General features: G+C 55.5%; 21 protein-coding genes and 1 pseudogene. 10 read left to right on the plus strand and 12 right to left on the minus strand.

The genetic code is table 11. The annotated features are described in order from the left end of the window. Window positions 1–169: 169 nt before the first annotated feature. From hrpB to H610_RS25595, 5 genes are all read right to left on the minus strand, one after another. Window positions 170–2,695, minus strand: a complete 2,526-nt coding sequence (hrpB, locus tag H610_RS0117595; protein WP_003292681.1) for an ATP-dependent helicase HrpB — start codon at window positions 2,693–2,695, stop codon at window positions 170–172. Between the two features lie 212 nt (window positions 2,696–2,907). After that, entirely contained in the window at window positions 2,908–3,186 is a 279-nt protein-coding gene (locus H610_RS25120; RefSeq protein WP_015275580.1) for a BPSL0761 family protein, read from the minus strand. A gap of 73 nt (window positions 3,187–3,259) precedes the next feature. Then, complete coding sequence (locus H610_RS0117600) at window positions 3,260–4,444, minus strand: UvrD-helicase domain-containing protein (protein WP_003292679.1); 1,185 nt, start codon at window positions 4,442–4,444, stop codon at window positions 3,260–3,262. Continuing rightward, complete coding sequence (locus tag H610_RS0117605; RefSeq protein WP_015275579.1) at window positions 4,437–6,095, minus strand: ATP-dependent nuclease; 1,659 nt, start codon at window positions 6,093–6,095, stop codon at window positions 4,437–4,439. The genes H610_RS0117600 and H610_RS0117605 overlap by 8 nt, the downstream gene beginning before the upstream one ends. Window positions 6,096–6,573: 478 nt before the next feature. Next, entirely contained in the window at window positions 6,574–6,822 is a 249-nt protein-coding gene (locus H610_RS25595) for a hypothetical protein (RefSeq protein ID WP_101153433.1), read from the minus strand. A gap of 63 nt (window positions 6,823–6,885) precedes the next feature. On the opposite strand from H610_RS25595, the gene H610_RS25725 reads away from it, so the two are divergent. Together H610_RS25725 and tnpC are read left to right on the plus strand one after the other, a co-directional pair. Further along, window positions 6,886–7,062 (plus strand): hypothetical protein, encoded by a 177-nt coding sequence (locus tag H610_RS25725; protein ID WP_003292677.1) that lies wholly within the window; start codon window positions 6,886–6,888, stop codon window positions 7,060–7,062. Then, window positions 7,059–7,421 carry a Tn3 family transposase post-transcriptional regulator TnpC gene (tnpC, locus tag H610_RS0117610; protein ID WP_003292676.1) on the plus strand — a complete coding sequence of 121 codons (363 nt, stop codon included), beginning with the start codon at window positions 7,059–7,061 and terminating at the stop codon, window positions 7,419–7,421. The genes H610_RS25725 and tnpC overlap by 4 nt, the downstream gene beginning before the upstream one ends. 25 nt (window positions 7,422–7,446) lie before the next feature. On the opposite strand, the gene H610_RS0117615 is transcribed toward tnpC, so the two are convergent. Continuing rightward, window positions 7,447–8,406, minus strand: coding sequence for an arsenic resistance protein (locus tag H610_RS0117615; protein WP_003292675.1), 960 nt, complete (start codon window positions 8,404–8,406; stop codon window positions 7,447–7,449). A 209-nt stretch (window positions 8,407–8,615) separates the two neighbouring features. Between H610_RS0117615 and H610_RS0117620 the strand changes: the two genes are divergently transcribed. From H610_RS0117620 to H610_RS0117630, 3 genes are read left to right on the plus strand one after another with little or no spacing between them, the layout of a single operon-like run. Then, window positions 8,616–9,050, plus strand: coding sequence for a disulfide bond formation protein B (locus H610_RS0117620; protein ID WP_003292674.1), 435 nt, complete (start codon window positions 8,616–8,618; stop codon window positions 9,048–9,050). Then, window positions 9,047–9,727 carry a DsbA family protein gene (locus tag H610_RS0117625; RefSeq protein WP_008569955.1) on the plus strand — a complete coding sequence of 227 codons (681 nt, stop codon included), beginning with the start codon at window positions 9,047–9,049 and terminating at the stop codon, window positions 9,725–9,727. The genes H610_RS0117620 and H610_RS0117625 overlap by 4 nt, the downstream gene beginning before the upstream one ends. Before the next feature lie 4 nt (window positions 9,728–9,731). Continuing rightward, the gene (locus tag H610_RS0117630; protein WP_003292672.1) at window positions 9,732–10,193 is read left to right on the plus strand and encodes a methyltransferase family protein; all 462 of its coding nucleotides are present in this window, start codon (window positions 9,732–9,734) and stop codon (window positions 10,191–10,193) included. Window positions 10,194–10,407: 214 nt separating this feature from the next. Here the strand turns inward: H610_RS0117630 and H610_RS0117635 are convergent, their stop codons facing one another. Next, the gene (locus H610_RS0117635) at window positions 10,408–11,328 is read right to left on the minus strand and encodes a cation diffusion facilitator family transporter (protein WP_003292671.1); all 921 of its coding nucleotides are present in this window, start codon (window positions 11,326–11,328) and stop codon (window positions 10,408–10,410) included. Between the two features lie 494 nt (window positions 11,329–11,822). Here H610_RS0117635 and H610_RS25600 point away from each other — a divergent pair, with 494 nt between their 5' ends. Further along, a complete protein-coding gene (locus tag H610_RS25600) occupies window positions 11,823–12,053 on the plus strand; it encodes a hypothetical protein (RefSeq protein WP_031311380.1) in 231 nt (76 codons plus the stop codon). A gap of 168 nt (window positions 12,054–12,221) precedes the next feature. Here H610_RS25600 and H610_RS25125 read toward each other — a convergent pair. From H610_RS25125 to H610_RS24140, 4 genes and pseudogenes are all read right to left on the minus strand, one after another. Continuing rightward, window positions 12,222–12,427 (minus strand): annotated as a pseudogene (locus H610_RS25125) (IS3 family transposase); the annotation flags it as partial. Window positions 12,428–12,692: 265 nt separating this feature from the next. Then, window positions 12,693–15,863 (minus strand): efflux RND transporter permease subunit, encoded by a 3,171-nt coding sequence (locus tag H610_RS0117640; RefSeq protein ID WP_028240910.1) that lies wholly within the window; start codon window positions 15,861–15,863, stop codon window positions 12,693–12,695. A gap of 16 nt (window positions 15,864–15,879) precedes the next feature. Then, a complete protein-coding gene (locus H610_RS25130) occupies window positions 15,880–17,226 on the minus strand; it encodes an efflux RND transporter periplasmic adaptor subunit (RefSeq protein WP_031323264.1) in 1,347 nt (448 codons plus the stop codon). Window positions 17,227–17,235: 9 nt separating this feature from the next. Then, window positions 17,236–18,543, minus strand: coding sequence for a TolC family protein (locus H610_RS24140; RefSeq protein ID WP_043238932.1), 1,308 nt, complete (start codon window positions 18,541–18,543; stop codon window positions 17,236–17,238). An 839-nt stretch (window positions 18,544–19,382) separates the two neighbouring features. Between H610_RS24140 and H610_RS0117665 the strand changes: the two genes are divergently transcribed. From H610_RS0117665 to H610_RS0117675, 3 genes are all read left to right on the plus strand, one after another. Beyond that, window positions 19,383–20,702, plus strand: a complete 1,320-nt coding sequence (locus H610_RS0117665) for an OprD family porin (protein ID WP_023444719.1) — start codon at window positions 19,383–19,385, stop codon at window positions 20,700–20,702. A 320-nt stretch (window positions 20,703–21,022) separates the two neighbouring features. Next, window positions 21,023–21,697 (plus strand): heavy metal response regulator transcription factor, encoded by a 675-nt coding sequence (locus H610_RS0117670; protein ID WP_003292664.1) that lies wholly within the window; start codon window positions 21,023–21,025, stop codon window positions 21,695–21,697. Further along, window positions 21,694–23,067 carry a heavy metal sensor histidine kinase gene (locus tag H610_RS0117675; RefSeq protein WP_003292663.1) on the plus strand — a complete coding sequence of 458 codons (1,374 nt, stop codon included), beginning with the start codon at window positions 21,694–21,696 and terminating at the stop codon, window positions 23,065–23,067. Before H610_RS0117670 ends, H610_RS0117675 begins: the two co-directional genes overlap by 4 nt. 122 nt (window positions 23,068–23,189) lie before the next feature. Here H610_RS0117675 and cadR read toward each other — a convergent pair whose 3' ends face one another. Then, window positions 23,190–23,594 (minus strand): Cd(II)/Pb(II)-responsive transcriptional regulator, encoded by a 405-nt coding sequence (gene cadR, locus H610_RS25135; RefSeq protein WP_003292662.1) that lies wholly within the window; start codon window positions 23,592–23,594, stop codon window positions 23,190–23,192. Between the two features lie 92 nt (window positions 23,595–23,686). Here cadR and H610_RS0117680 point away from each other — a divergent pair, with 92 nt between their 5' ends. Beyond that, window positions 23,687–24,577, plus strand: coding sequence for a cation transporter (locus tag H610_RS0117680; protein ID WP_003292661.1), 891 nt, complete (start codon window positions 23,687–23,689; stop codon window positions 24,575–24,577). Window positions 24,578–24,636 lie beyond the last annotated feature (59 nt).

Genomic DNA, 24,636 nt, shown 5'->3' on the forward strand with positions numbered 1-24,636 from the left:
AGGGCCGAAATCTGCAAAAAACGGGCACGTCGACTCTACGAATGGCAATACGGTAAAACTCGCACGGCCCTAGTACGCCGGTTGACTGGCACACTCAACAGAGAGCCAACCTGCGTTGCTCTCGAGGCAACACTGGGTTCCGGTTCACACGCCCGCATTGAGCAACAGCCTACGATTTTCGCGGCTTAGCTCTAGCTGTAGCCTGGGCCACAAGCGGGTCCTCAGGCCAGTAATGCTTAGGGTACCTACCTCGTAAATCTTTCTTCACTTCCGCGTAGGTATTGCGCCAGAAACTCGCCAGGTCCTGGGTGACCTGCACCGGGCGCTGGGCCGGGGACAGCAGGTGCAGCTTGACGCCCTGACGGCCACCGGCGATGCGCGGAGTGTCGGCGAGGCCGAACAGCTCTTGGAGGCGCACCGCGAGAACCGGCATCTCGTCGCTGTAGTCGAGGCGGATGCGCGAGCCGGAGGGCACTTCCAGCGTACGCGGCGCCAGCTCGTCGAGGCGTTGCGGCAGCGGCCAGGGCAGCAGGCCATGGAGGATGCCGGCGAGGTCGAGGTTGGCGAAATGGCTGAGGCGGCTGACCTTGCCCAGCCAGGGCTGCAGCCACTCCTCCAGGCTGGCCAGAAGCGCCGCGTCGGAGAGGTCTGGCCATTCGCTGCTGCCCGTGTCGGCCAGGTCCAGTCGGCGCAGCAGCGCCACCCGCGCCTGCCACTGGCGCAGCTCCGCACTCCACGGCAGCAGCTCCAGCCCCTTGCGTCGCACCAGACCGAGCAGCGCACGCGAGCGGGCCTCGTCATCCAGTTCGGCAAGGGCTTCGCGGGCCAGCACCAACTCACCCACTTTCACCTGACGTTCGGCGCGCAGCACACCTTCGCGCTCTTCCCAGTCGAGCAGGTCCTGGCACCTTACCTGTTCGGCCAGAGGGCCGTCGAACAGTGCGGGATCAAGGTCGGCCGCGAGATAGATGCGCTCTTCACGCTGGCCCTGGCGGCTACCGAGATCGGCGATCACCAACCAGGGCTCCTTCATCAGCGCATCCGGCTCGCCAAAGGTGGCTGCACGGCCATTGGCCAGCCGATAATCGGCCCCTCCGGCACGACGTTGCTGGGCAATGCGGTCCGGGTAGGCGAACGCCAGCAGGCAGCCGAGCCAGCGCGGGTGATCCGGATCGGCCACCGGCTCGCTGGCCGGGCCACGCAGGTAGGAACGGAACTGCCGCGCCAGCTGGCGAGCACGCTGCACGCCGCCACGAGCGCCACGCGCTGCCTTGTCGTTACCGGCCAGCAAGGCGAGGCGGCTGTGCAGGTCGGCACCGCCACCACGCAGGATGTCGCGCTCGCCCAGTAGGGCGGCGAGGTCACAGGCCAGGCCGCCGAGTCCCAGGGCGTGGCCACGTAACAGCAGGTGGGCAATGCGCGGATGGGCGGGCAGTTCGGCCATGGCCTGGCCATGGCGGGTCAAGTTGCCATCGTCGGCCAGTGCGCCGAGGCGTTGCAGCAGGTCACGGCCCTGGGCGTAGGCAGCCGTGGGCGGCGGATCGAGCCAGGCCAGTTCATTGGGATCACCAATCCCCCAGCGCGCCAGTTGCAACGCCAGTCCGGCAAGGTCGGCCTGGAGGATTTCCGCGCTCCCGTGGGCGGCCAGTTGCTCATGCTGGGCCTCAGACCAGAGCCGGTAGCAGGCACCCGGCTGCAGACGGCCGGCACGGCCGGCACGCTGGGTCGCGGAGGAGCGGGAAATACGCTGGGTGTCCAGGCGAGTCATGCCACTGGCCGGGTCGAAGCGCGGTACACGCTCCAGGCCCGCGTCCACCACCACGCGCACGCCATCGATGGTCAGGCTGGTCTCGGCGATGTTGGTGGCCAGCACCACCTTGCGCTTGCCCGCCGGTGCCGGCTCGATGGCCGCGCGCTGGGCAGCGAGGTCCAGTTCACCGTGGAGCGGGCAGAGCAGGATCTCTGACCGGCCAGCGAGGCGCTCGGCCAACTGCTCGGCGACGCGGCGAATCTCCGCCTGGCCGGGGAGGAACACCAGCAGGCTGCCAGGTTCATCGGCCAGGGCCTGGAGCATGGTCTGTACCACCCGGGGTTCGAGCGCCTCGCCGATCTGACTCGGCCGCCCCCAACGCTGCTCCACCGGATACATGCGACCTTCGCTGCGTACCACAGGCGCCTCGTCCAGCAGGCGCGACAGGCGCTCGCCTTCCAGCGTGGCGGACATCAGCAGCACCTTCAGCGGCGGTTCGTCGCGCAACAACTCACGGCCGTTGAGACACAAGGCCAACGCCAGATCGGCATCGAGACTACGCAGATGATACTCATCAAATATGAGCAGCCCAACGCCATCTAGGGCAGGATCGTCTTGAAGCCGACGAGTAAGAATGCCTTCAGTCACTACTTCAATTCGAGTCTGTGGTCCGACCTTACTCTCCAAGCGAATTCGATAGCCGACTGTTTGCCCAACGCTTTCTCCCAGCTCGCTCGCCAGTCGCTCAGCTGCGGCTCTGGCAGCTAGTCGACGTGGTTCGAGCATGACAATAGTCTGGTCGGCCAGCCAAGGCTCTTCCAGCAGCGCTATTGGTACTCGCGTTGTTTTGCCTGCCCCCGGCGCTGCCTCAAGTACAACTTCATTACGTGCAGACAAGGCATCTCTTAAAGCGGGCAAAACAGATTCAATCGGCAACAAACTCATGATGGCTCCTAGCTGAGCCACCAATTATAGATACGAGGGAAGCTGTTACGGCACGGCGGTATGTCAATCACGCCCAGTGCACGGCTCCCTTCGGGCCGCTCAGAGATAAACGGGGCCTATTTAAACGGCATGATGGACATCAAGGCCACAGCCAGCATCTGCCCCTTGAACACCTGACGAGGGGGATCCTCTTGCCAGTGTTGCGCCCCGGCTCAGCTGGCTCCGTGATCCGAAAACATCGGATCATTTAACAGCCAGCTGACTAACACCGGATGTAGAGGTCCATGCTTGTCGGCCAATAGGGAAAGCTCTTGCTTGGATCGCTCTTCCACTCGACCAGCCAACCAGACGGCTTCTGCTGTCGGGTAATGCCGAAGTAGATTATTTGCTTGGTACCGTACGTTTTCAGGAAGGCTCGTGTCCCTAGCCAGCTCCTGTAGGAAGTCCCGTGTTTGAACAACGCTACGGGTGCGCTCATGGGCCATCGTCATGGTATTGCTCCTGAAATGTCCGCGGGGAGAGGCGGCTTCTCGTCACTCAACATGAGTCGTCAGCCTCTCCGCCTCACTTTTCGATCACTGCATTGAGCGCGCCAGAGCCATCCCATATGGGGTAAGGGAGCCCTTTCACCTTCTTATCCTCGACGAGGAAGGCCAGGCTATAGCGCGCGCGGGTAATCGCGACGTATAGCTTGTTTCGCGACTCCTCCGTCTTATCCTTGTCGAACACTTTGGCATTTCCGCCAATGAACTTCAGATGTTTATCTGACGGGATCACAAGCACTCGATCAAAGCCTAAGCCTTTGCAGGAACCGAACGTATAACAGATAAGGTTACCCGGTAGGTATCCAGTGCCGGTGGTGGACGACCAGCGCAGTACTTGAGGCTGAAACGCTGCCAAGTAATCGCTCACCTGAGATTGTTTCACTATGAAGGTGCCATGGTGATGCGATATTTCGTCTGGCACTTTCTCGACACCTGTTACCGTCTTGTCATACAGCCCCAGGTGGATCGTGTCGGAGAGGTCGCAGATTTCTTGTATGCACCTGCGATTCTTCGGCATCGAATGCTTTTCGAACTTCATTTTCCCGACGAAGTAATCGACCTTCTGTTGAGGCGTCTGCGGAGCCTTATGGCCGAACGTCGTTGTGTAGATTGTCTGTCGAAAGTCGCCCACACAACAGATCGAGTCGACCATGACCTTGTTGAGTGATTTGATCACGTCGTAGTCCCAACCGACCAAATCCTGCACTTCATCAAAATAGACCCTTTGATAAATCTCCTTCAACCGCTTGGCAGGGGCATTTTTGGATAGTTTCGCAATGAGGGTCGCAAGCTTTGCCAAAAACCCGGAGTACGCCTTTGTTTTGCAGGGCGTCAGGTAATGCAGTGGATTGATCGTGCCATCTTCCGATTTTTCAGCTCTGCCTTCAATGTAGTAGGTTGTACCTGATATTAAGTGAGGGTTGTTCTCAGTGAACGAGATAGTCGTGATCCGATCTGGAAATACCTCGCTCTGATAGGGACGCACCATATCTTCCAGGTAAAAAGAGAACAGCCCCTTGACGACGAAGTGCTCACTGCTAGCACCGTACAACTCAACAAAACGAGAGCGCAACTCTGCCTGATTATTGGTTGTATAGGTGACTACAAGCACACGTCCACCAGCCTTGATGGTCTCAATGGCTTCAGTAATGATCTTGTGCGTTTTCCCTGATCCGGCGCCTGCGACCCAGAGTTCGTTAGGCAAAATCGAGCACCTCGTCTAGAAAGGCTGGGTACTTGAAGTCCAGTGCGCCATCGAACAGTTTGACCGCAGAGTCGACCTTGCGAGCGCCTTTACCGTTGCCCTTTACGCTCTTGAACCAACGGATCAAATTTTCCCTTCGATCCTCCAGAGAGACCTCTGCGTTGTAGATATTGAAGGTTTCCGTCGACAAGACTTCCTTTGCGAAAGCGTCAAGGGTTTTAATGTCAACTGCGTTGGCATAAATCATCGCTGGCTCAAGCGAAAATTCGGCGTCGTTCATCGACGAGTACAGCTTGATGTTAGGAAACGCAGCGTATTCCAGACGTCCTTGTACAACGTTACCGTTATAGTCGCCGTCATTATCCCTGAGCACATGGATCTTGGTGCCGATCTCTTTACCGACTTCGATGAACGTCTTGAAACCTACACCGCGTACCACGATGATATCTATCCCGTCCTGCTCAGGCAGTCGGTTGTGTTTTCGTTGGTAGATTTTCTTGAGCACCAGTTCGTCCGACGGCCCCTCGACCAGGATGACCTTGCCCGACAGTGCCACCCGCAAGGTGTCGTAGCCAGGAAGACGCTTGAGGGTCTTCACCACTTTAGCGTCTAGCGTGTGCAGCCTTTTGTACCCTGACTGCACAAGGCAAATTTTGTCGATACTCAGCTTGTTCAACACATACGAGCTGTGGGTGGTCAGGAACAGCTGCTTGTCTCCTCGCTGGGTTTCGATGTAGTGCACAAGCTTGTTCAGATTGGTGTGAGATAGATGATTTTCGGGCTCTTCCATCATCACCAGATCGATGTCGTGGGATTTGTTCTGAATGGCCAGTTTAATCTGCACATTGCTCTGTTCACCCTTGCCGATGAGGTGAAAAGGCACATCATCGACCTCAAGCTGTAGGCCGGTCTGGATGGAGCCCGCAGGTAACGTACTTGCTGCAATGGTGAGCTTGCTATCGGTGATAAGGTGACCCGCATCAAGGCTGGCATTGACCGTCCTGACCTCCCCGGAGTTGTTAAACACCTGCAGGTTTTCACGATAATTGAGGGTCAGCTTGACGAGCTCTTCCTTCGCCAATGCGGTGTTGAGAATGCTCGAAATGTACTGGTTCTTCCCCATGGTTGGGTGGATACGTGTGGGGTCGATGTACAGCGCCTTAAACTTCTTAGCGATCGGTTTTATCGGATTCCAACCGAAATCGAGCCATTCCACCTTATAGAATTCGATCGGAATGCTGGTGATGTTCGGCTTGGTCAGCAGGTGGCTCTCGTATACGGCCTCCAGCGACGGGTCGAAACAGGCTTGTACCAAGACGCCCTGGGCGTCAGCCTTGAGGCTGTTGTTCGAGCCTCGGTACTCAGGCACACCGTCAATGTAGGCTTCGATGATAAGGCTGGGCAGGTGCTTGGAGCTCAAGTCAGAGGCGAGAAACCGCGTGACGGCATCCTGATTGAAAAGATCAGGGGAGAACTCGCCGTTGAAGGGCCGTCCACGATGATTGTAATTGAGCACAATTTCTAACGCTTCCAAGATTGTGCTTTTACCAGCATTGTTGTCGCCGACGAAAATATTGACGTCGTCGTTGAATTCTAGAAGTTCGTCGCGAAATTTTTTGAAGTTGATCAGCTTGATGGCTTTAACGTGCACTCTAAATCCCTCTAGGCATCGCTTGATAATGGCGTATTACCATGGCAAATGAACCGTACCTTGGGTGGTGTGTGCTGTCCATATGGCTATCAGCTGAAGACGAACGTCTAGAGCAGTTTTGAATCACCTCGAGTGCCGTGGTCACATCTAATGCCTGCTTTTGGCCCAGAGTGTGTAAAAACGCTTCGTCAAAATTGAAGTGCGCGCGTCTACGTGAAATCTGAAATTTTTCGGCACCTCAGCAGATGTGGATTTCGCCCAGATGCGCGATTTCCAGTCCGGTTTTGAGTACCTGTCGCGCTCGAAAACGTTTTTACACAGCCTCGGCCGATTGCAGCCGGTGACGACAGGCACCTGTCGGCCAAAAGCTGCCTGTCGTTGAGTGCAATTTTTGACTCATGGCTGCCAGCAACGGCAGCAGTTAAAATGCTCAGAGACGATCACTCAACGAGCAATAGACCTAGTTTGTTCGACCGAGCTAGATTAGTAAAAGCTCTTTCACTTTTTGCTTGATTTCAGCAGGGCTTTCTTCAAATCCGTATTTACCGGCATTATCTTTAGAAGAGTTATATCCCAAGAAATAACCATTGTATTGAAAGTAGTTAGTGTCAATTTTTCGCCTGCTTGGCTTGCCTTTTTCCAGCATATCCAGAAGCGTTTTTAAGTGTGAGCGTGTTAGCCAGAATTTTAGAAGTAATCCGCTCCCTAGCACTTCAGTGCCGATCATTGGAGCTGCTTGAAAGCCCAAGGCCTAGCTCAGGGCTAGTCGTCTACACCAGTTCCGCTATGTATGCTGAAGGGGGCCCAACCACTCTACCTGACCAGCAACCTCAAGCGCTTCGGCGAATTCAACCTCAAGCTAAACCGGCCACCGGAGCCCTGGATCAAGGACTCGGTGTTCCAACAAGCTGCCGGCTCGCTGCGGGTGATCAGACCTAGCCAGCTAGATACCGAGAAAACGCCATGATCAACATTCCTCCCGCATCCTTCCGCCTTACACCGTACGGCGAAGTGGACGCCGTGGCGTTGGAAAACCTGCGCGACAGCTTCGACACCTCTCAACTGCTCCGGCTGGTTGATCGCTTGGACGTCTGCTTGGTGGAACTGGGTGGAATCACCTCCATTCGCGACGAGCTACTGAGATTGCATGCGATGGCTCTGACGATAGTTGAGGGCATCGCTCTTACGGTGCCTGCCGAGAGTGCTTGTATCTGGACAGAAGCCCAATCTCTACAGATGGATCTTGAGGCACTGGTTTCTTGGGCGCGCTCCGCTCAGCTCATCATTGCGCCGCTGATCAATCTTGCTCCACAGCACGAGGCATGAGCGCTCTCGCCGATTTCGACGAGGCTCAACTGTTTCTGACCATGGCTGGAATCGCCCGTAAGTAGATCAATTCACCAATCAGTTCTACGAGTGTCTGAGTAATCACAGCCGCCGCGGCCAGCGCGCGAATGGACTCCGGGAGCGCTAGGGCCAGGGGAAGCACTACAAGCGAGTTGCGAGTGCCTGAGCTAAAGGCCACTGCCCGTGCGGCAGAAGCCTCCAAGCCAAATAGCCGGGAGCTGAGTACGCCGAGGGCCGGAGCGAGTAGTAGAAACGCTCCGTATACCGGAAGCAACGGCGCCAGGATGTCGAGTTGGTACACGACAGCCGCGATCTGCGAACCCACCACCACGATTAGAACCAGGGCCATTGCAGGCACTGGCAGCCAGGCCCAACCTGCGCTCCATGCGCGAAGCAGCAGAGATCGGCGTCCGCCAAATTCGGTGAGCACAGCCGCTACCAAGGGTAGGACGATCAGTAACAGGAAGGCTTCTGCGAAGGGCCACAGCTCGATCACTGTGCCGGCTTCGGGGCCAAGGATTAGCCGCAAGTAGAGGGGCAGCAGCAGAAGCTGGAGCAACAGCAGCAATGGCGTCGCCGCGAGCACCAGACGAGAGTCCCCTTTGCCCAGGTGGGTGAAGACCACCACGTAATCGATACAAGGCGTCAGCAGGACAAGCAGCGCGCCGACCAACAAGGCCTTGTTCGATGAGAGCGGCCACGTCACCAGCCACACCATCAATGGCACCAATAGGAAGTTGGCCAGCAACAAGGCACCGACGAAGCGGCGGTTGGCAAAAGCTTCTCGCAGCTCCAAAAAAGGAATCTGCAGAAACATGGCATACATCAGCACGGCAATCGCCGGTGTGATGGCCATGGCCGTCAGTCCGGTGAATTGCGCAGAGCTCAGGCCTGCAATGGCAGCGGCCACCACCGCCGCGAAATAAAATGCTATCTGGTGTTCTTCCAGCCAGTCCCGCGACATCTGATATCTTCCCTTGTTGCGCAAGGGCGACATTCTCCCACTGGCATCGGATTTAACCCAGCGTTGAGGCTGGTTGCTTTTCGCTTTGCCGTTGGGCGAAGTCCGCAACGGTCCTAACAAGTCCTGCCGATAAGAGGATGCATGATGTTTCGAAATAACTGGATGGCGGGTCTGAGGCAAGTGCTCGCCATCGCCAGGAGTTAACCGCAATGAATCCTCAACCTTCAGGCATGCCCTGGAACCTGCTGCTGCTAACCTGGCTGGTCGCACTGGTATCGACCCTGTCCGCGCTGTTCATTGGTGAGGTGATGGGCCAGGCACCCTGCGTGTTGTGCTGGTTCCAGCGTGCCTTCATGTTTCCGCTGGCGGTGATCCTGGCCATCGCCTGCTACCGCTCGGATTTCACCGTCTGGCACTATGCCCTGCCGCTGACCGCTATCGGTGCGGCACTGGCATTTGTTCACACGCTGCTCTATGCAGGGCTGATTCCACAGCCGATCCAGCCCTGCACGGCCACTGGTCCATCCTGCTCAGGCGCCGGAATGACCCTCTTCGGCGTGGTGCCCCTGCCGGCACTCGCCTTGTTCGCTTTTATCCTTATCGCCATCCTGCTCATAATCATCCGTCGGAGAACCACCCCATGAATCGCCGTTCCGTGGTCCTGATCGTCAGTGTCGTGATCCTGGCCGTCTTTGCTGCCGCCGCATTCTTCTATTCCCCCTCGCAATCGCCTCAACAGGCCCAGGCTCCCGGTTCGACAGCCCAAGAGACCGCGACACAACCCAAACAGAACGGCGGCCAGTTGGTTCGCTTCCACTCACCAGTGTTCGGCCCGGCGCAAGCGCCAGTGACCATCGTCGAATTCTTTGACCCTTCCTGCGAGGCATGCCGCGCCTTCCACCCCTATGTGAAGCAGATCCTCGCCGAGAACCCGGAAGACGTGCGTTTGGTGCTGCGCTATGTACTGTTCCATCAAGGCTCCGAAGAGGTGGCGCGAATGCTGGAGGCGGCGCGTAAGCAAAATCTCCATGAACAAGTGTTGGGGGCTGTGCTGGAAGCCCAACCCGGTTGGCACGACGACCCCAAGGTAACGCAGGCATGGGCTGCTGCAGAGCGCGTCGGTTTGAACTTGGAACAGGCCCGCCAGGACATGCATACGCCTGGCGTCAACGCCGTGCTGGAAACGGACATGCAGGACGTTAAAGCCGTTGGGGTTCGTGGCACGCCGACTTTTTTTGTCAATGGTCGTGCGCTCAGCGAGTTTGGCCCGGAGCCGCTGCGCCAGTTGGTGAACAGCGAAGTGGCCAAGGCACGAGAATGACACTATGAGCGCGCTGGAAAACCGCGTGCCACCGCTGCTCGTGGCCGGCCTGATCGCTGTGCTGATGGGTTTGTCGGGAACCAAATTGCCGGGTTTCGAACTGGCATGGACCGCGCGCCTGACCTTCGCTTTGCCAATACTGCTCCTGGGGCTCGGCGTGTGCCTCGCCGGCGTCCTGTCGTTTCGCCGCGCGCGTACTACGGTTAATCCATTGCAGCCGCAGCAGGCTTCTGCATTAGTGGAGGCTGGCATCTACCGGTACAGCCGCAACCCCATGTACTTAGGCTTTGCCATTATCCTGGCGGCTTGGGCGCTGGTCTTGGCCTCGCCTCTAACCCTGCTTGGCGTAGTTGCTTTCGTGCTGTACATGAACCGTTTCCAGATCCCAGCCGAAGAGTGGGCGCTGGAAACATTGTTCGGCGAATCATTTGCCCGCTACCGTGCACGAGTCCGCCGCTGGCTCTGAGCGTCCGCGGCGGTAGCGACTGGCGGGGCTTGCTCGTCGCGGCAGCCTGCCGAAGGTGCCACGACCTAGCCTGATCTCCTCGTGACGAGCTGCTTTGGCCACATGCCGCTAGCATGTCTCTGGTCGAAGACATAGCGCCAACGAGTGATGTCGCAAGTTCACTCCGTTGATATCGAGCTAACTACCTAGCAACAGCGTTGAGCGCAAAGCAGGCTTATGCTTCGCTGCGATGACTGTCGGCCTGCCTGGTGTCGATACAAACACTGCCGTCTAGCTCCATTTCAAGTGTCGAGTGGCTGACTTTGAATTGCTCATGAAGTACTCGTTTTAAATCAGTCTTTACTCGTTCAATATCGGGCAGGCTAGCCTTCTTGATGACAACATGTGCTTCCAGTGCGATTGTATGCTCAGCGATTTCCCATACGTGTACGTGGTGAACACTCACAACGTCGTTTACATGTTCCATGATATTGATTATGTCGGCGATGGAAACTCCTTCTGGCGCGCCCTCCATCAACAAGTGAATGGTTTTAGGTAGCATGCTAAAGCCCTGCCATAGCACGTAACCAGCAATCATCAGCGTCAGGACAGTATCTGTCCAATACCAGCCATACAGGAGGATCAATGTTCCGGCAATAATAACGCCGACGGAGGCCAACGCATCCGACACGTTGTGCAAGAATGCCGCCTTTATATTCATGCTATTCTTAGACATTGTGTAGGTGAGCAAGGCCGTAGCGATATCTACAATCAAGGCTATTCCCGCCACCACGACCACTGTCCATCCTTCAATGGGCTGTGGGGAAAAAAACCGACCTATAGCTTCGTAGATGAGGTAGAGACCAACGATAATCAGCGTGACCAAGTTAATCAAAGCCGCTATGGTTTCACTGCGTCGGTAGCCAAAGGTTTTAAAAGCATCTGGCGGTTTGCGGCCGATCTTACGTGCGATGAGCGCAATAACCAGTGATGCAGCATCGCTCAAGTTGTGTAGTGCATCCGCTATGAGCGATAAGCTCCCAGAAAGTATCCCGCCAACAACTTGTGCCAGAGTTAGTGCAGTATTAACGCCAATAGCTGCGATTAAACGCTTATCACCCATGGCTTCGGTGTTATGGTTATGTTCGTGAGCCATATTTTTACCGCTCCTTAAAAACTAGCGTAAGAAAAATAGGGGAGCCAAACGACCGCCCATAAGAGATAATAAAAATACTAGCGCCTATACCATCTGGCCCTCCAAGCCACACTGACAGAAAATGCGACCACCCTCGAGCGAGTTCGTGCGTTATCGTCTTTAACTCGCCGACAACAGGTCGATCTCTCTCAAACGATAAACGACGTTGCTCGCTAATGATATGGATTATGCGGTGCCATGATCTGAAGATGACAAAAATGTAATCTTCCAATCAATTTTGTCGTAGGCTCAAGCCCCTTGCAGATTGGTGCGCCTTGTTGCTGCAATGACGAAGCAAGGCGCTCATGTCACTCCACAATGGAAGCATTACATTTCAATAATGTAATGCTTGGCTCATGCTGCTGTTAGCTTCAGTCAGGCAAAATTCATTCGAACCTGTAGAGCTCACCGAGAAAGCTCAGCAAGCCACCTTTGAATTTAGCGAGGACTGCCCTATGAATCTGTTGAAAGCTATTGTTGTTGGTTTGGTAATTTTCGGCTCCGCATCGTCTTATGCAGGAGATGGATACGACCGTTCAATGAAATTTAATGAAAAATTCCGAGCAGATCAAAAGCGAATTCACGGAACCGAATCCGCCGAAAAAAAAGCAAACGAGTTGAAGGTTAATGATATTCGCCAAGATCAGAACAACACGGAAATTAAGAAAGAAACCAAAGCTGACTAACCGCTTAATATCTGAACGATATCCGCCGCCGGCAGCTTCCAAGCACCGTTGGAAGCAGTTGTACTCTAAGCGCCCTTCGGGGCGCTTTTTTGTGTCCATCACTTGCCCGCAACATCGCTACCAGCGAATCGCCCCGGCCTTTATAGGCCGTTTCGTTAAGTCAGGCCGCTATCGCCTGATCTGTCTGTTATTAGCGTTCGCAAGAGCATATCCGATTGAGCTGAACAGACGCTGGTGGCGTACAACGCATCCACGTCAGGGTCGCCATCTCAACGGCCTCGCGGTTCGTCCATGATTGAAGGTGTCAGCTCGGCCTTGTAAAGCCCGCTGATCGTTCCAGCCAGGGCGTTTTCGTAGCTATCGCCCGTGCTGCCGCCCGGGGCAGGTCAGCCGCTGCTTGCATAATCTTTCGTCAGCTCACCGTGGGTGAAAGCCATCAGCCGAGGAGGCGTATGTAGCGCGGAGTCATACGCACTAAGCGCTGAGCACCCTTTCTATTCACCGTTTAGATGCATTAGACCTACGCTATAAAGGCTTTGCTGCCCGCTGCGCCGCCGCTGAATCTTAGCACTCCGAAACCAACACGCCCCGTTCTCGCGAGCTAGCAAGAACGGGGCGTTGTGTGCCGCCATCCAATCTCTAGCTTGTTCTGTCAGCGGCCAACGCGATTTCTTGCTCCTCCAATTCGTCTTCGCGCCGATGAGCCAGCTGGTAGAGCAACGGCAGTACCAATAGCGTTAGCACCGTTGAGGAGAGAATCCCCCCGATCACCACCGTCGCAAGGGGGCGCTGTACCTCTGCACCGGTACCCACATTCAAGGCCATCGGAACGAACCCGAGTGAAGCCACCAAGGCTGTCATCAATACCGGCCGTAGCCGGGTCAGAGCGCCCTCGCGGATCGCGGTGCCCAGAGGTAAACCTTGCTCCCGTAGGCTACGGATGAAGGAGATCATTACCAGGCCATTTAGAACGGCGACGCCCGACAGAGCAATAAAGCCAACTCCTGCTGAAATGGACAATGGGATATCTCTCAGCCACAGCGCAACAATGCCTCCGGTGAGCGCAAATGGAATCCCTGTAAAGACCAACAAACCGTCTTTGACATTGTTGAACATCATGAAAAGCAGAATGAAGACCAGGAGCAGCGCCGCGGGGACGACAATCTGCAGCCGCTTCGTTGCCGATTCAAGCTGCTCAAAGGTACCGCCCCAGTCGATCCAATAACCTGCCGGGATATCTACCTGGGCCTGGATTTTCTGTTCTGCCTCAGATACGAATGATCCAATGTCACGACCACGGACGTTTGCACTGACGACAATTCGCCGTTTCCCTTCTTCTCTACTGATCTGATTCGGACCGGGGGCCAAATCCAGGGTGGCCACCTCGCCGAGGGGGATATAACTTATGGTGCTGTTTAATTCCCTTGGAAGGGCAATTGGGAGCCGCTCAATTGCGGCGAGATCGCTTCGTATCTCGTCCGGTAAACGAACTACGATATCGAAACGCCGGTCTCCTTGAAACAAGGTGCCTACCTCTCGGCCCCCGATGGCTACTGCAACCGCTTGCTGTACAGTATCTAAACTCAGGCCGTATCGTGCGATTTGATCGCGATCGATATCAATCGTGAGCATAGGAAGGCCAGTCGTTTGCTCGACCGTAACCTCGGAGGCGCCTGGTACTTGTCCTAGCACCTCGGACACTTCCGCCGCCGTGCTGTTAAGAACCTCCATGTCATCACCATAGATTTTCACGGCTACAGCGGCACGAACACCGGAAATCAACTCGTTGAAACGCAGCTGAATAGGCTGGGAAAACTCGTAGTTATTGCCCGGTAACTCAGCGGCGGATGCTTGGACCTCGCTTAAGAGTTCGTCGCGCGACTTGCCTGGATCCGGCCACTGCTCTTGTGGCTTCAGCATGACGTACCCGTCAGAGATGTTTGGAGGCATGGCATCGGATGCCACCTCCGCAGTGCCTGTGCGCGCAAAAATCCGCTCGATCTCCGGAAACTCATCCATGAGCTTTCGCTCCAGCTGCTGCTGCATCTCGACAGACTGACTAAGGCTGGTAGCCGGTACACGAAGGGCTTGGATAGCGAAGTCCCCCTCGTTGAGGCTAGGCACGAATTCACTGCCCATACGTGCCCCTACGAGGCCGGAAAGTACAACTGCAACAACGGCAAAGGTGAGCACTACTGGCTTGTTGGACATCACCGCATCGAATGCAGGTGCGTAGGCCCGTTTAGCATTGCGGATTAGAAAGTTTTCCTTCTCTGTAACACGCTTGCCGATAAAGAGCGCAACGGCTGCCGGGACGAACGTCACCGAGAGAATCATCGCCCCGAATAGCGCTGTCACTACGGTAAACGCCATGGGCGTGAACATCTTACCTTCTACCCCTGTAAGGGCGAATATCGGCAGATATACGATCATAATGATCAGCTGCCCATAGAGTAGAGGCCGACGCACTTCCTTTGCCGCAGCGAACACTTCATGAAGCCGTTCGGACAGCGTTAATGCCCGCCCGTGATGGGACTGAGCGTGAGCAAGTCGACGCACGCAGTTCTCAACAATCACCACGGCACCATCGATAATGATGCCGAAATCCAATGCGCCTAAGCTCATCAGGTTGGCGCTGACCTCGTTGGCTACCATGCCGGTGAACGTAAAGAGCATCGCCAGCGGTATAACAAGTGCGGTTAGGATCGCCGCACGGATATTGCCCAAGAAGAGAAAAAGTATAACCACAACAAGAATGGCACCCTCAGTGAGGTTCTTCTTAACGGTGGATATAGCTTTGTCTACGAGTACAGTTCGATCGTAGACAGTAATCGCCTTTACGCCCTCTGGAAGCGAAAGGTTTATCTCTTTCATCTTGTCATCGACAGCCCTAGAAACTACCCGGCTATTTTCACCGATAAGCATGAAAGCCGTACCTAGAACCACTTCGCGGCCATTCTCGGTGGCTGCGCCAGTACGGAGCTCCTTTCCAACCTCTACCGTCGCAACGTCGCGGATACGTACTGGGGTACCGTCAACGTTGCTAATAAGGGTATTGCGGATGTCCTCTACTGATTGCATTTGTCCTGGAGCACGAACAAGATACTGCTCGCCGCGTTTTTCAATATATCCGGCACCTAGATTGTTATTGTTTTGCTCAACCGCCTCGATCAAATCTTGTAGTGTTAGTCCAAACGACCGCAAAGTGTCTGGGTTGGGGGCGATCTGATATTCCTTTGCATATCCTCCGATCGTATTGATCTCAGTTACGCCTGGTACATTGCGGACTTGCGGTTTGATGATCCAATCTTGAATCTCACGCAAGTCAGCAGAGGTATAAGGCGTACCGTCCGATTTGGTGGCACCGTCCTCAGCTTCAACCGTCCAAAAATAGATTTCGCCAAGCCCAGTGGAAATAGGGCCAAGTGTTGGAGTGACGCCTTCCGGAAGCTGATCTTTGGCCCCTCCCAAGCGCTCATTCACAAGTTGGCGGGCAAAATAGATGTCAGTGCCTTCCTCAAAAATAACTGTGATCTGAGAAAGTCCATATCGAGACAAGGAACGGGTCTGCTCGAGCTTGGGCAACCCGGCCATTACCGTCTCGAGCGGGTAGGTAATGCGCTGCTCCACTTCCAGCGGGGAATAACCTGGGGCCGCAGTGTTGATTTGCACCTGTACGTTGGTGATATCAGGGACAGCATCGATAGGCAGCTTTTGGTAGCTGTAAGCTCCTAACGCTGCCATGCCAAGCACGGCTAGCAAAACCAGCCAGCGATGCTCTATAGAAAAGCGAATGATACGTTCGAACACAGTCTATAACTCCGTATCAGTGAGCATGCGAGGCGCTGGCTTTGCCAAGCTCGGACTTAATGATGAAACTGTTGGCCAAGGCATAGCGCACTCCGGCCTGAAGACCTTCCTTGATTTCAACCGCTTCACTATCGCCGCGACCAGTCACGATTGGCTGAGCAGCAAAGCCATGGTCGGTCCGTACAAACACCACCGGATTATCTTCCAACGTGTGGATCGCATCGGGCTTGACTGCAACCGGCACGGACACTCCGCCAGAGCCTACCCGCACTTTGACGAACAGGCCGGGACGCCAAACACCTTCCGGGTTCGGAAGCGTGACCCGGGCGGTAGCGGCGCGGCTTTGCTGACCAACAAGTGAGCCGACATAAGAAACGGTGCCATTGGCACTGGACTCGAATGCTGTGGCTTCGATAACCGCGTTGCTGCCGACTCGTACCGCGCTGAGTGCATTGGCAGGAACGCTGATATCTGCCCAAACGGTAGAGAGATCGGAAATGATGAATATCTGGTCGTCGGTATTGACTGACTCACCGAGCGTGATGTCCTTCTCAACGATCATCCCATCGAACGGCGCCCTGAGTTCGTAGCGGCTCAATGCGTCTGGCTTGCCAGCATCACTACCAAGCGCTTGTAGCTGTGCTTTTGCATTCGCAACCGTCAGCTCTGCTTCCCGTAGAGCCTGTTGTGCCTGTAAATAATCCTGTTCTGCAGAAATACGCTCTTCCCACAGCTCCTTTTCGCGTCGATAGGTTTTCTGAGCCAATGCAAGACGTTTTTGTGCCGCGTAGAACTCGCTTCTACGTTCCGACAGGTCGGTACTCGCGATCACAGCAAGCACTTGCCCCTGTTTCACCTGTTCGCCCAAATCGACTTTGACCGCTTCAACGACACCTGAGAGACGAGGCACAACTTGCGCTGTACGATCCTGGTTAAACGTAATTTCACCTGGCAGCTCGATTGCGCTTTGTATCTTTGCGGGCTCAGCAGTTGCCAGTGAAATGCCGGCGGCTAGGATTTGTGTCTCTGAGAGTTCTACCTCTGCTGTTTCAGTGTGCTCCGCTCCCTCGGGCTCATCTTCATGCTCATCTTTCTCTGCCGCACCGACCTCGTGATCGCTATCGGCGCCTCCTTCATCATGGCCATGATCTCCTTCGGCTTCAGCATCCTCATCCGAATGCCCTTCATCCTCCTGCTCCGATGCGTCACCATGCTCGCTATGTGCGTCGCCCGCTTCGGGCACAGCTGGACTACTGCGAAGAAGCAATCCGCCAAGCACAAGTGCCACGCTTAATATGACGACGATCCAAAAAATCTGCTTCTTGTGACCAGCCAAGGAAGATGTATTCGATTTACTTTTCATATGGATTCCTTATGGCTGAGTGGCCGAGGTGATAACGGCCGACCCATCGCCGACGATTCGGGCGATTTCCGCCGCCGCCTGGTTAGCTTGCGAGAGCGCAGACAGATACTGAGAGCGGGCTTGGAAAAGCGTGCGTTGAGCATCCAGTACGTCAAGGAAGGTGAACTTTCCTAGTTCGAACCCCTTGCTGGCAGCTTCATAAGCGCTTTGGGCACTGGGGAGCATGTCGTTGCGCAACAGTTCGAACTGCTGGCGAGCAGTGCGCAGCCGCATGTGCGCTTGGGAAAGTTCGCTTTTCAGGCGTATATGGACGGCGTTAAGCTCGTCCTGCGCCTGGTAGGCCCGTTCCTGTGCTGCTCCGATGTTGCCTTGGTTTCGATCAAACAACGGCAGGGGCATCGAGATACTCACCAGTCCCAGCGTGCCGTTATATTCATCTGAGCGTTGGGCACCTACGCTAACCGTCACGTTAGAAAAGCGATTCGTCCTTTCCAGCTCCAACGCAGCCCGACGTCTTTCAGCCTCCCGACGCGCGCGGGTTAGTTGGGCGGAATCGTTCAAACGGCTATAAAGCTCAGCTAGCTCGGGAAGAGGAGGCACTGCCTCTACCGGCTCTTTTACTCGCTCAAAGCGTGGCTGTGGATTTCCCCAGTTGGCCGCCAGCCGAGTGCGCGCAGCTTCGAGTTCAGCTGTGGCCTGGGCAAGCTCTACTTGCACTCCAGTAGCCGCAACCCGCGCCCGGGTTTCCTCTACGGGAGAAACCATGCCGGCCCTCACACGTCGATTGGCCACGTTCACTGCTTGCTTCGCAAGCTTTGAAGCAGCCTGAGCGAGGTCCAGCCGTTCTTGAGCAGTAAGCACATCGTAGTACGCGCCCATCACTGCCCCCCTCAGTCGAGCTTGGGCGTCCTGTAGGTCAGCAGCTGCTACGTCCAAGGCTCGTTGCGCCGCCTCAATACGAGCCGAACGTTTACCACCCAGCTCTATTTCTTGGCTCAGTTCAAGCGTGGTCTCCGGGGCATCGCCCCGGATTCCCTCCTGGCTAGCGGACAATATTGGATTCGGACGTGCTCCGGCTTGGCTAATTAATGCGCGAGAAGCAGCCAGCTCACGTCTTGCAACAGCCAGTTCAGGGCTTGCAGAGCTAGCGAGTTCCAAGGCGCGTAGAAAGCTTATGGATTCGACAGACTCAACGGGGAATGTATTTGACACACCGACAGGTAAGGTCTGTGTGAAGGTCGGCAACTCTAAGGGTTGCGCAAAGGCGAGATTGCACGACAACGTCGTCAACCCCAGCGAGAAAAGAGCTTTTCGCACCGAAATCTCCTAAAAAAAGGGAAGGTTCGGTGAGACGTCAGATACAGATAAATGGCGCTTACTGGTTACTTTGGCGTCCCACCGGTTTTGCACCGATGCGCCAATTAGGTTTCTCAGGACGCCCCGCTTCAGCCGATGCGTAGCTAGCAGAAGGAAACGGTTTCAAGCTCATTGATAATACCGAACCAGGACAGATCCCTTTCGTTATAAGCGGCTTGATATGGTCGCCATGAAAGACACAGTCTCCATCCAGACTGATTTTTTTTGCGGCTTTTGACGATCCTTCCTCGTCAGTACCCAGAGACTCGTGCGGATGTTCGTGATGTCCAAGATGATTTGCTGCCGAACCATCCTCATGACTGCAGCTCGTGCTAACAACTGCCCATGATGATTGCAATGGGAACAAGGCTAGCAACATCAGCAAAACTATTTTTCTCATCCAAGGCAAAACGATGACTTCCTGGTTTAGATGTCGAATCCAATCATAAGAACTACCCCCGCCAAGACGCGAAACACATGCGCCTCTACTGCGATAGTGATTCGCCCTGAATTTAGTAGACAAATACACGAAAGCGTTTTTATCAGCCTTGCCAAGCCGGCGAGATAGCTGATGGCTATGGGGTGGTGACTTTAAATAAGTGTGGATAACGACCTGGTGACCGCAACATTACAAATCTGTAATCGAAGGAGTGCGCGATTGGGCTTCCTCAGATTACAAAATAGTCATTTGCCGCTAATCCTGCCGTCATCTCTAGGGGAAGAACATGGCCAAGCGCTAAAAACAAAAAGGCGAAAGGCGTCATTCGAGCACTGACCTGCCGTACATAAGGAGCATCATCATGAGCAAAAAGGCCGTTTTTTCGCTGACAGCCCTTTCACTGGCATTGGGCAGCGCCCCGGTCTTTGCCCAATCGGAAACAGCCGAGGGCTTCATCGAAGGCAGCACGCTATCGCTGATAAATCGCAACTTCTATTTCAATCGGGATTTTCGCGACGGTGAGAGTGCCGCCGGCAATGGCTACTCCGAGGAATGGGCCCACGGATTGATGGCCTTCTTCGAGTCCGGATATACCCAAGGCTCGGTAGAGATTGGCTTCGACGCTTTCGCCATGCTCGGCCTCAAGCTCGACTCCGGTTCGGGGCGCTCCGGTGTGGGCGGCAGCATCGACCTGCTTCCCCACGACAGCGCTGGCGATCCTGAGGATGACTTCACACGGGTGGGGGGCGCGGTGAAAGCACGCTTGCTGGACACCGAGATCAAAGCCGGCGATGTATTTCCCACTACACCTGTCGTGCACTTCGGCGACTCTCGGCTGCTGCCGGAGTCTTTCAAGGGTGTCACCGTTGTGAACAACTCGCTGGACGACCTCACCCTTCAGGGAGGCCGCTTGCACGCGATGAGCCAGCCCAACACCAGTAACATGAACGAAGACTTCGTCACCTTCTACGGCGGGGGCGTAGACGCGCCTTGGCTCGGCTACGCAGGCGGTGACTACAGCGTGAATGAAAATATCAGTCTTAGCCTGTACACCAGCCGCCTCAAAGATGCCTGGAACCAGCATTACTTCGGTGCGTCGGCCACCTATCCGCTCTCCGATATCGTCGCGCTGCTGGCCAGCTTCAACTATTACAAGGCAACCGACGAAGGCCGTGAGTTGCTGGGCGAGTTCAACAACAACATCTGGAGCTCCAGCCTGGGTGTCGCCTTCGGCGCGCACACCGTCACGGCGTCGTATCAGCGAAACAACGGTAACAACGACTTTGACTACTTGCGCCAGGCGGACTCGATCTACCTGAACAACTCCATTCAGTACAGTGATTTCAACTCACCTAAAGAGCAGTCCTGGATGCTGCGCTACGACCTGAACATGGCGGAGTACGGCATACCCGGGCTTACTTTCATGACCCGCTACGCCCGCGGTTGGGGCGCCGATTACAGCAACGCGAACGAGGTGTACATGCGCCAAGACGATAACGGTGCGCCGCTGACGGGACAGAACCGCTGGGAACGCGACGTCGAAGCCCGCTACGTTGTACAGACTGGCTCTCTCAAGGATTTGTCTCTGCGGGTGCGCCAGGCTACCACGCGGGCGACTGCTTTCGAGTCCGACCTCGATGAGGTCCGATTCATCGCCGAGTACCCTCTCTCGATCTTGTGAAACACCATGAGCAACACCACATCTTCTTTAGTTTTGCTCCCTTGGTTTGAAGATGTGTTTCAGGCGCCCATCAGGGCGCCTTTTTTCGTTTGGTGCACCCGCTCGCGCTGCGGGTCAACCAAATGACCGGTAGATTACAAATTCGCAAGATAGCCCTCACAGGGCTTTTACCGCGTTAAAGTGCTTCCCGCTTCCCTGGGCAGATCTTTTCGCCTCTGCCTTTCACGCTAGAGCCAAGCCGCTTTCGTCTTGACCTAGTTACTACATGGATTTTTTTGGTTCCGCTTACCGCGCACCTCCTTGCCGAGTTACCTCAAAACATGCGCATCCTGGTTGTCGAAGACGAGATCAACGCTGCGGAATACTTGCAGCAGGGTCTTATCGAATGTGGTTACTTGGTCGATTGCGTAAGTGATGGCCTCGATGGGTTTCACCTGGCACTGCAGAACGACTATGACATCGTGCTGCTAGATGTGAATCTGCCAACCATGGATGGGTGGGAGGTTCTCGAACTCATCAGGCGGCGTAAGCAGACACGCGTCATCATGCTGACTGCCAATGGCCGCTTAGAGCAAAAAGTCCGCGGCTTGGAATCGGGCGCCGACGACTATCTGGTCAAGCCGTTCCAGTTCCCCGAGCTGCTTGCCCGTATCCGGACACTGTTGCGGCGAGGCGAGGCAGTCACACTTCCGAGCAACCTGCGTGTAGCCGACCTCGAACTGGACCCGGCCCGGCATAGGGCTTACCGGAGCGGTCAGCGTATCGACCTCACCAGCAAAGAATTTGCGTTATTGCATCTGCTCATGCGCCGGACTGGCGAAGTCCTCACGCGTACGGAAATAACTGCCATGGTGTGGGACATCAATTTCGACTGCGATACCAATGTGGTGGATGTTGCGATTCGTCGCCTGCGGATGAAAGTGGACGAACCCTTCGGCGATCGCCTGATACACACCATCCGGGGTGTGGGCTACGTGCTGGAGGCGCGGCCTTGAAGCCACTCAGCCTCGCATCGCGTCTCGCGCTTCAAATCACACTGACCGGCGCCGCTTTGGTCGCGCTGCTGATTGCACTGAGCTACTGGGTACTGGTGCGCCAACTGGAACTGCGCGCCCAGGAGGAAGTGACGGCCAAGCTCTCTCAGATCGATCATGGACTCCTCGAAGACACCAAAGCCCGTATGGGCCGCTCCTGGCAACACGCATTGAGCGATACCGTACTCGGCCATGACAACCTTTCGATTACGGTCATCGGCGATACAGCGAAATCACCCATTTTCAGTATCGGCCGATTCGCCAATGCGCCGCAGCAGCTGGATCTCGTGAGCAGGGACGGCGACTATCTTGGCTGGACAACGAAAGATGGCGTGCAGATGCTAACCGGGCGCAAGCAAATCCAAGTCCCGGGACTGGCTCCAATGACGCTTTTACTTTCGCAAGATCGCAGTGCCGATCAACGGCTGGTGGCTGCATTCCTGCGCTCGGCCTTAGTGACCGTGCCGATGCTACTGATATTGATCGGATTGGCTGGATGGCTAATCGCCCAAAATGGCTTGCGGCCGCTTCGCAAGTTCCGGGCCTTGGCGACTAAGGTATCTACACAGGATCTATCACCTCGAATCCGCACCGATCGGCTTCCGCAAGAGCTCCAGGCATTGGCGCACAGCCTCAACGTAATGCTTCATCGACTCGATGACGGCGTTCAGCAACTGTCACAATTCTCGGACGATGTGGCTCATGAGTTAAAAACTCCGCTGAACAACCTGATAGGCAAGGCGCAGGTGACTTTGGTGCGTGAGCGAAGCAAGGAGCATTATCGGGAGGTGATCGAGTCGTCGGTTGAAGAACTCGAACGCATGGATCGAATCGTGTCAGACATGCTGTTTCTCGCCCAGGCCAGCCACGCCAGCCCAGCACTGAAGCTCGAACAATTATCTTTAGGAAGCGAGGCGAGGCGCGTATGTGAATACTTCGAAGTCCTTGCCGAAGAAGCGGGAGTCGCTACGACAGTAACGGGCGATGCCATGATTTTGGGAAATCGACTTATGGTCCAGCGGGCCATTTCCAACCTGCTATCCAACGCGCTGCGGCATTCAAATACTGGCAGTACGGTCGAACTTAAGATCCTTGAGGAGGACGTAGACATCGTCTCGCTGGCTGTCACCAATCATGGCGCGACTATCGAATCGGATCATCTCCCACATCTGTTCGACCGCTTTTACCGCGTTAACGGCATACAACCTCGCGGGGCAGGATTGGGGCTAGCGATTGTCCGCTCAGTGATGAACCTCCACAAAGGCCACGTGGCCGTCGCCAGCAAAGACGGTCGGACCACGTTTGAACTCACGTTTCCTCGGCAGGCCTGACTCAAAGTGATACCGCACGGAGACAGCCATCACTACGAAGGGGCAAAAACCACAGGGACAAACAACCATTTCGAGGGCATGCGCGTTGGCCGGGTAACCAGGCCCGCAAGCCCCAACGCCGTTCATTTAATGCATGCGTCCTCGCTAATTCCGGCGAGAATGCCGCAAGCCTCAACTTCCCGCCCATCGTTGCAATTAGCCCGCAGTGAAACGAGTTGTCGTTCGAGTGATTGCAGAGCGGTTATCTGGGATCTGACTTGAGAAATGTGATCATCGAGTAAGGCATTGACGGCCGTACAAGGCTGGCGAGGGTCATCCTGGTAGCTTTGGAGTGCGTGAATCTCTGGAAGTGACAGATTCAAGATTCGGCAGCGCCGGATGAAAGCTAGCCGCTCGCCATGCTTCTCGGTGTAGACACGATAGCCGTTCGCCTGGCGATCAGGCGGTGGCAACAAGCCCTGCTGCTCATAGAAGCGGATCGTCTGTGTATCAATCCCTATTAGCCTTGCTAACTGACCAATGCGCATCGTGTGAATCCTCATCGGCTCTGCGTTATTGACCTTATAGTAGCTATAAGGCTTTTAATGATCCCATCTTCGATTTCAAGTGGAGCCGTATCATGAGCAAGTCCGATGGTCCCTGCGGCTGCGATGCGACACCAGCCGCTGATGCCGATATGCAAAACCCTTCCGATACGACGGGGCAATGGGTCAGTGTTTACGCCGTGCCCAAGATGGATTGTCCATCAGAAGAGCGAATGATCCGCTTGGCGCTGAATGGTTTGGACGGAGTTCGGAAGCTGACTTTTGATCTGTCGGACCGTCGGTTAGATGTCATGCATGACAGTGCCGTTGAGCCCATAACCAAAAAGCTGGCGACGTTAGGGCTAGGCGCCACTCTTCAGAAAACTGTCGCGGCAGACCCTGAGATGATCAAAGCCGCCGAGAATCCGGCGAACTCTACACAGGAATCCCGCTCCCTACGTTTACTGTTAGGCATCAACGCCTTCATGTTCGTGGTAGAGATGACTGCTGGCCTGATTGCCAGGTCCGCGGGTCTGATTGCCGATTCGCTCGACATGTTCGCTGACGCGGCAGTGTACGGCCTGGCCCTTTATGCGGTTGGGCGCAGCGTCAATCTGCAGGTGCGTGCTGCACACCTTGCTGGTGTGCTCCAGCTGATTTTGGCCCTCGGCGTGCTCGTAGAGGTGATCAGACGCTTTATATTCGGCAGCGAGCCCGAGTCGCTGATAATGATGGCCGTCGCGTTCCTGGCATTGCTCGCCAACACGGGTTGTTTGCTGCTGATTTCCAAACACCGGGAAGGTGGTGCTCACATGAAAGCGAGCTGGATATTCTCCGCCAATGATGTGGTCATCAACATGGGCGTCATAGTCGCCGGAGCGCTCGTCGCTTGGACTGGGTCCAACTACCCAGACCTGATTATCGGTACCGTCGTGGGATTCATCGTTCTCAACGGCGCTCGGCGTATTCTGGCGCTCAAGGGTTGAAGGAGCTCCCGTTACAGAAAAAGGGTGTCTTCATGCCTGTAAGCCATCCGGGTCTAGCG

It is taken from the genome of Stutzerimonas azotifigens DSM 17556 (assembly GCF_000425625.1).
In the GTDB taxonomy this organism is placed as follows: Bacteria; Pseudomonadota; Gammaproteobacteria; order Pseudomonadales; family Pseudomonadaceae; genus Stutzerimonas; species Stutzerimonas azotifigens.

Excerpts from the sequence above, each read along its gene's own strand:
- hrpB (WP_003292681.1), bottom strand. The coding sequence starts at position 2,695 with ATGAGTTTGTTGCCGATTGAATCTGTTTTGCCCGCTTTAAGAGATGCC.
- H610_RS25120 (WP_015275580.1), bottom strand. The coding sequence starts at position 3,186 with ATGACGATGGCCCATGAGCGCACCCGTAGCGTTGTTCAAACACGGGAC.
- H610_RS25595 (WP_101153433.1), bottom strand. The coding sequence starts at position 6,822 with ATGATCGGCACTGAAGTGCTAGGGAGCGGATTACTTCTAAAATTCTGG.
- H610_RS25725 (WP_003292677.1), top strand. The coding sequence starts at position 6,886 with ATGCTGAAGGGGGCCCAACCACTCTACCTGACCAGCAACCTCAAGCGC.
- tnpC (WP_003292676.1), top strand. The coding sequence starts at position 7,059 with ATGATCAACATTCCTCCCGCATCCTTCCGCCTTACACCGTACGGCGAA.
- H610_RS0117615 (WP_003292675.1), bottom strand. The coding sequence starts at position 8,406 with ATGTCGCGGGACTGGCTGGAAGAACACCAGATAGCATTTTATTTCGCG.
- H610_RS0117620 (WP_003292674.1), top strand. The coding sequence starts at position 8,616 with ATGAATCCTCAACCTTCAGGCATGCCCTGGAACCTGCTGCTGCTAACC.
- H610_RS0117625 (WP_008569955.1), top strand. The coding sequence starts at position 9,047 with ATGAATCGCCGTTCCGTGGTCCTGATCGTCAGTGTCGTGATCCTGGCC.
- H610_RS0117630 (WP_003292672.1), top strand. The coding sequence starts at position 9,732 with ATGAGCGCGCTGGAAAACCGCGTGCCACCGCTGCTCGTGGCCGGCCTG.
- H610_RS0117635 (WP_003292671.1), bottom strand. The coding sequence starts at position 11,328 with ATGGCTCACGAACATAACCATAACACCGAAGCCATGGGTGATAAGCGT.
- H610_RS25600 (WP_031311380.1), top strand. The coding sequence starts at position 11,823 with ATGAATCTGTTGAAAGCTATTGTTGTTGGTTTGGTAATTTTCGGCTCC.
- H610_RS25130 (WP_031323264.1), bottom strand. The coding sequence starts at position 17,226 with ATGAAAAGTAAATCGAATACATCTTCCTTGGCTGGTCACAAGAAGCAG.
- H610_RS0117665 (WP_023444719.1), top strand. The coding sequence starts at position 19,383 with ATGAGCAAAAAGGCCGTTTTTTCGCTGACAGCCCTTTCACTGGCATTG.
- H610_RS0117670 (WP_003292664.1), top strand. The coding sequence starts at position 21,023 with ATGCGCATCCTGGTTGTCGAAGACGAGATCAACGCTGCGGAATACTTG.
- cadR (WP_003292662.1), bottom strand. The coding sequence starts at position 23,594 with ATGCGCATTGGTCAGTTAGCAAGGCTAATAGGGATTGATACACAGACG.
- H610_RS0117680 (WP_003292661.1), top strand. The coding sequence starts at position 23,687 with ATGAGCAAGTCCGATGGTCCCTGCGGCTGCGATGCGACACCAGCCGCT.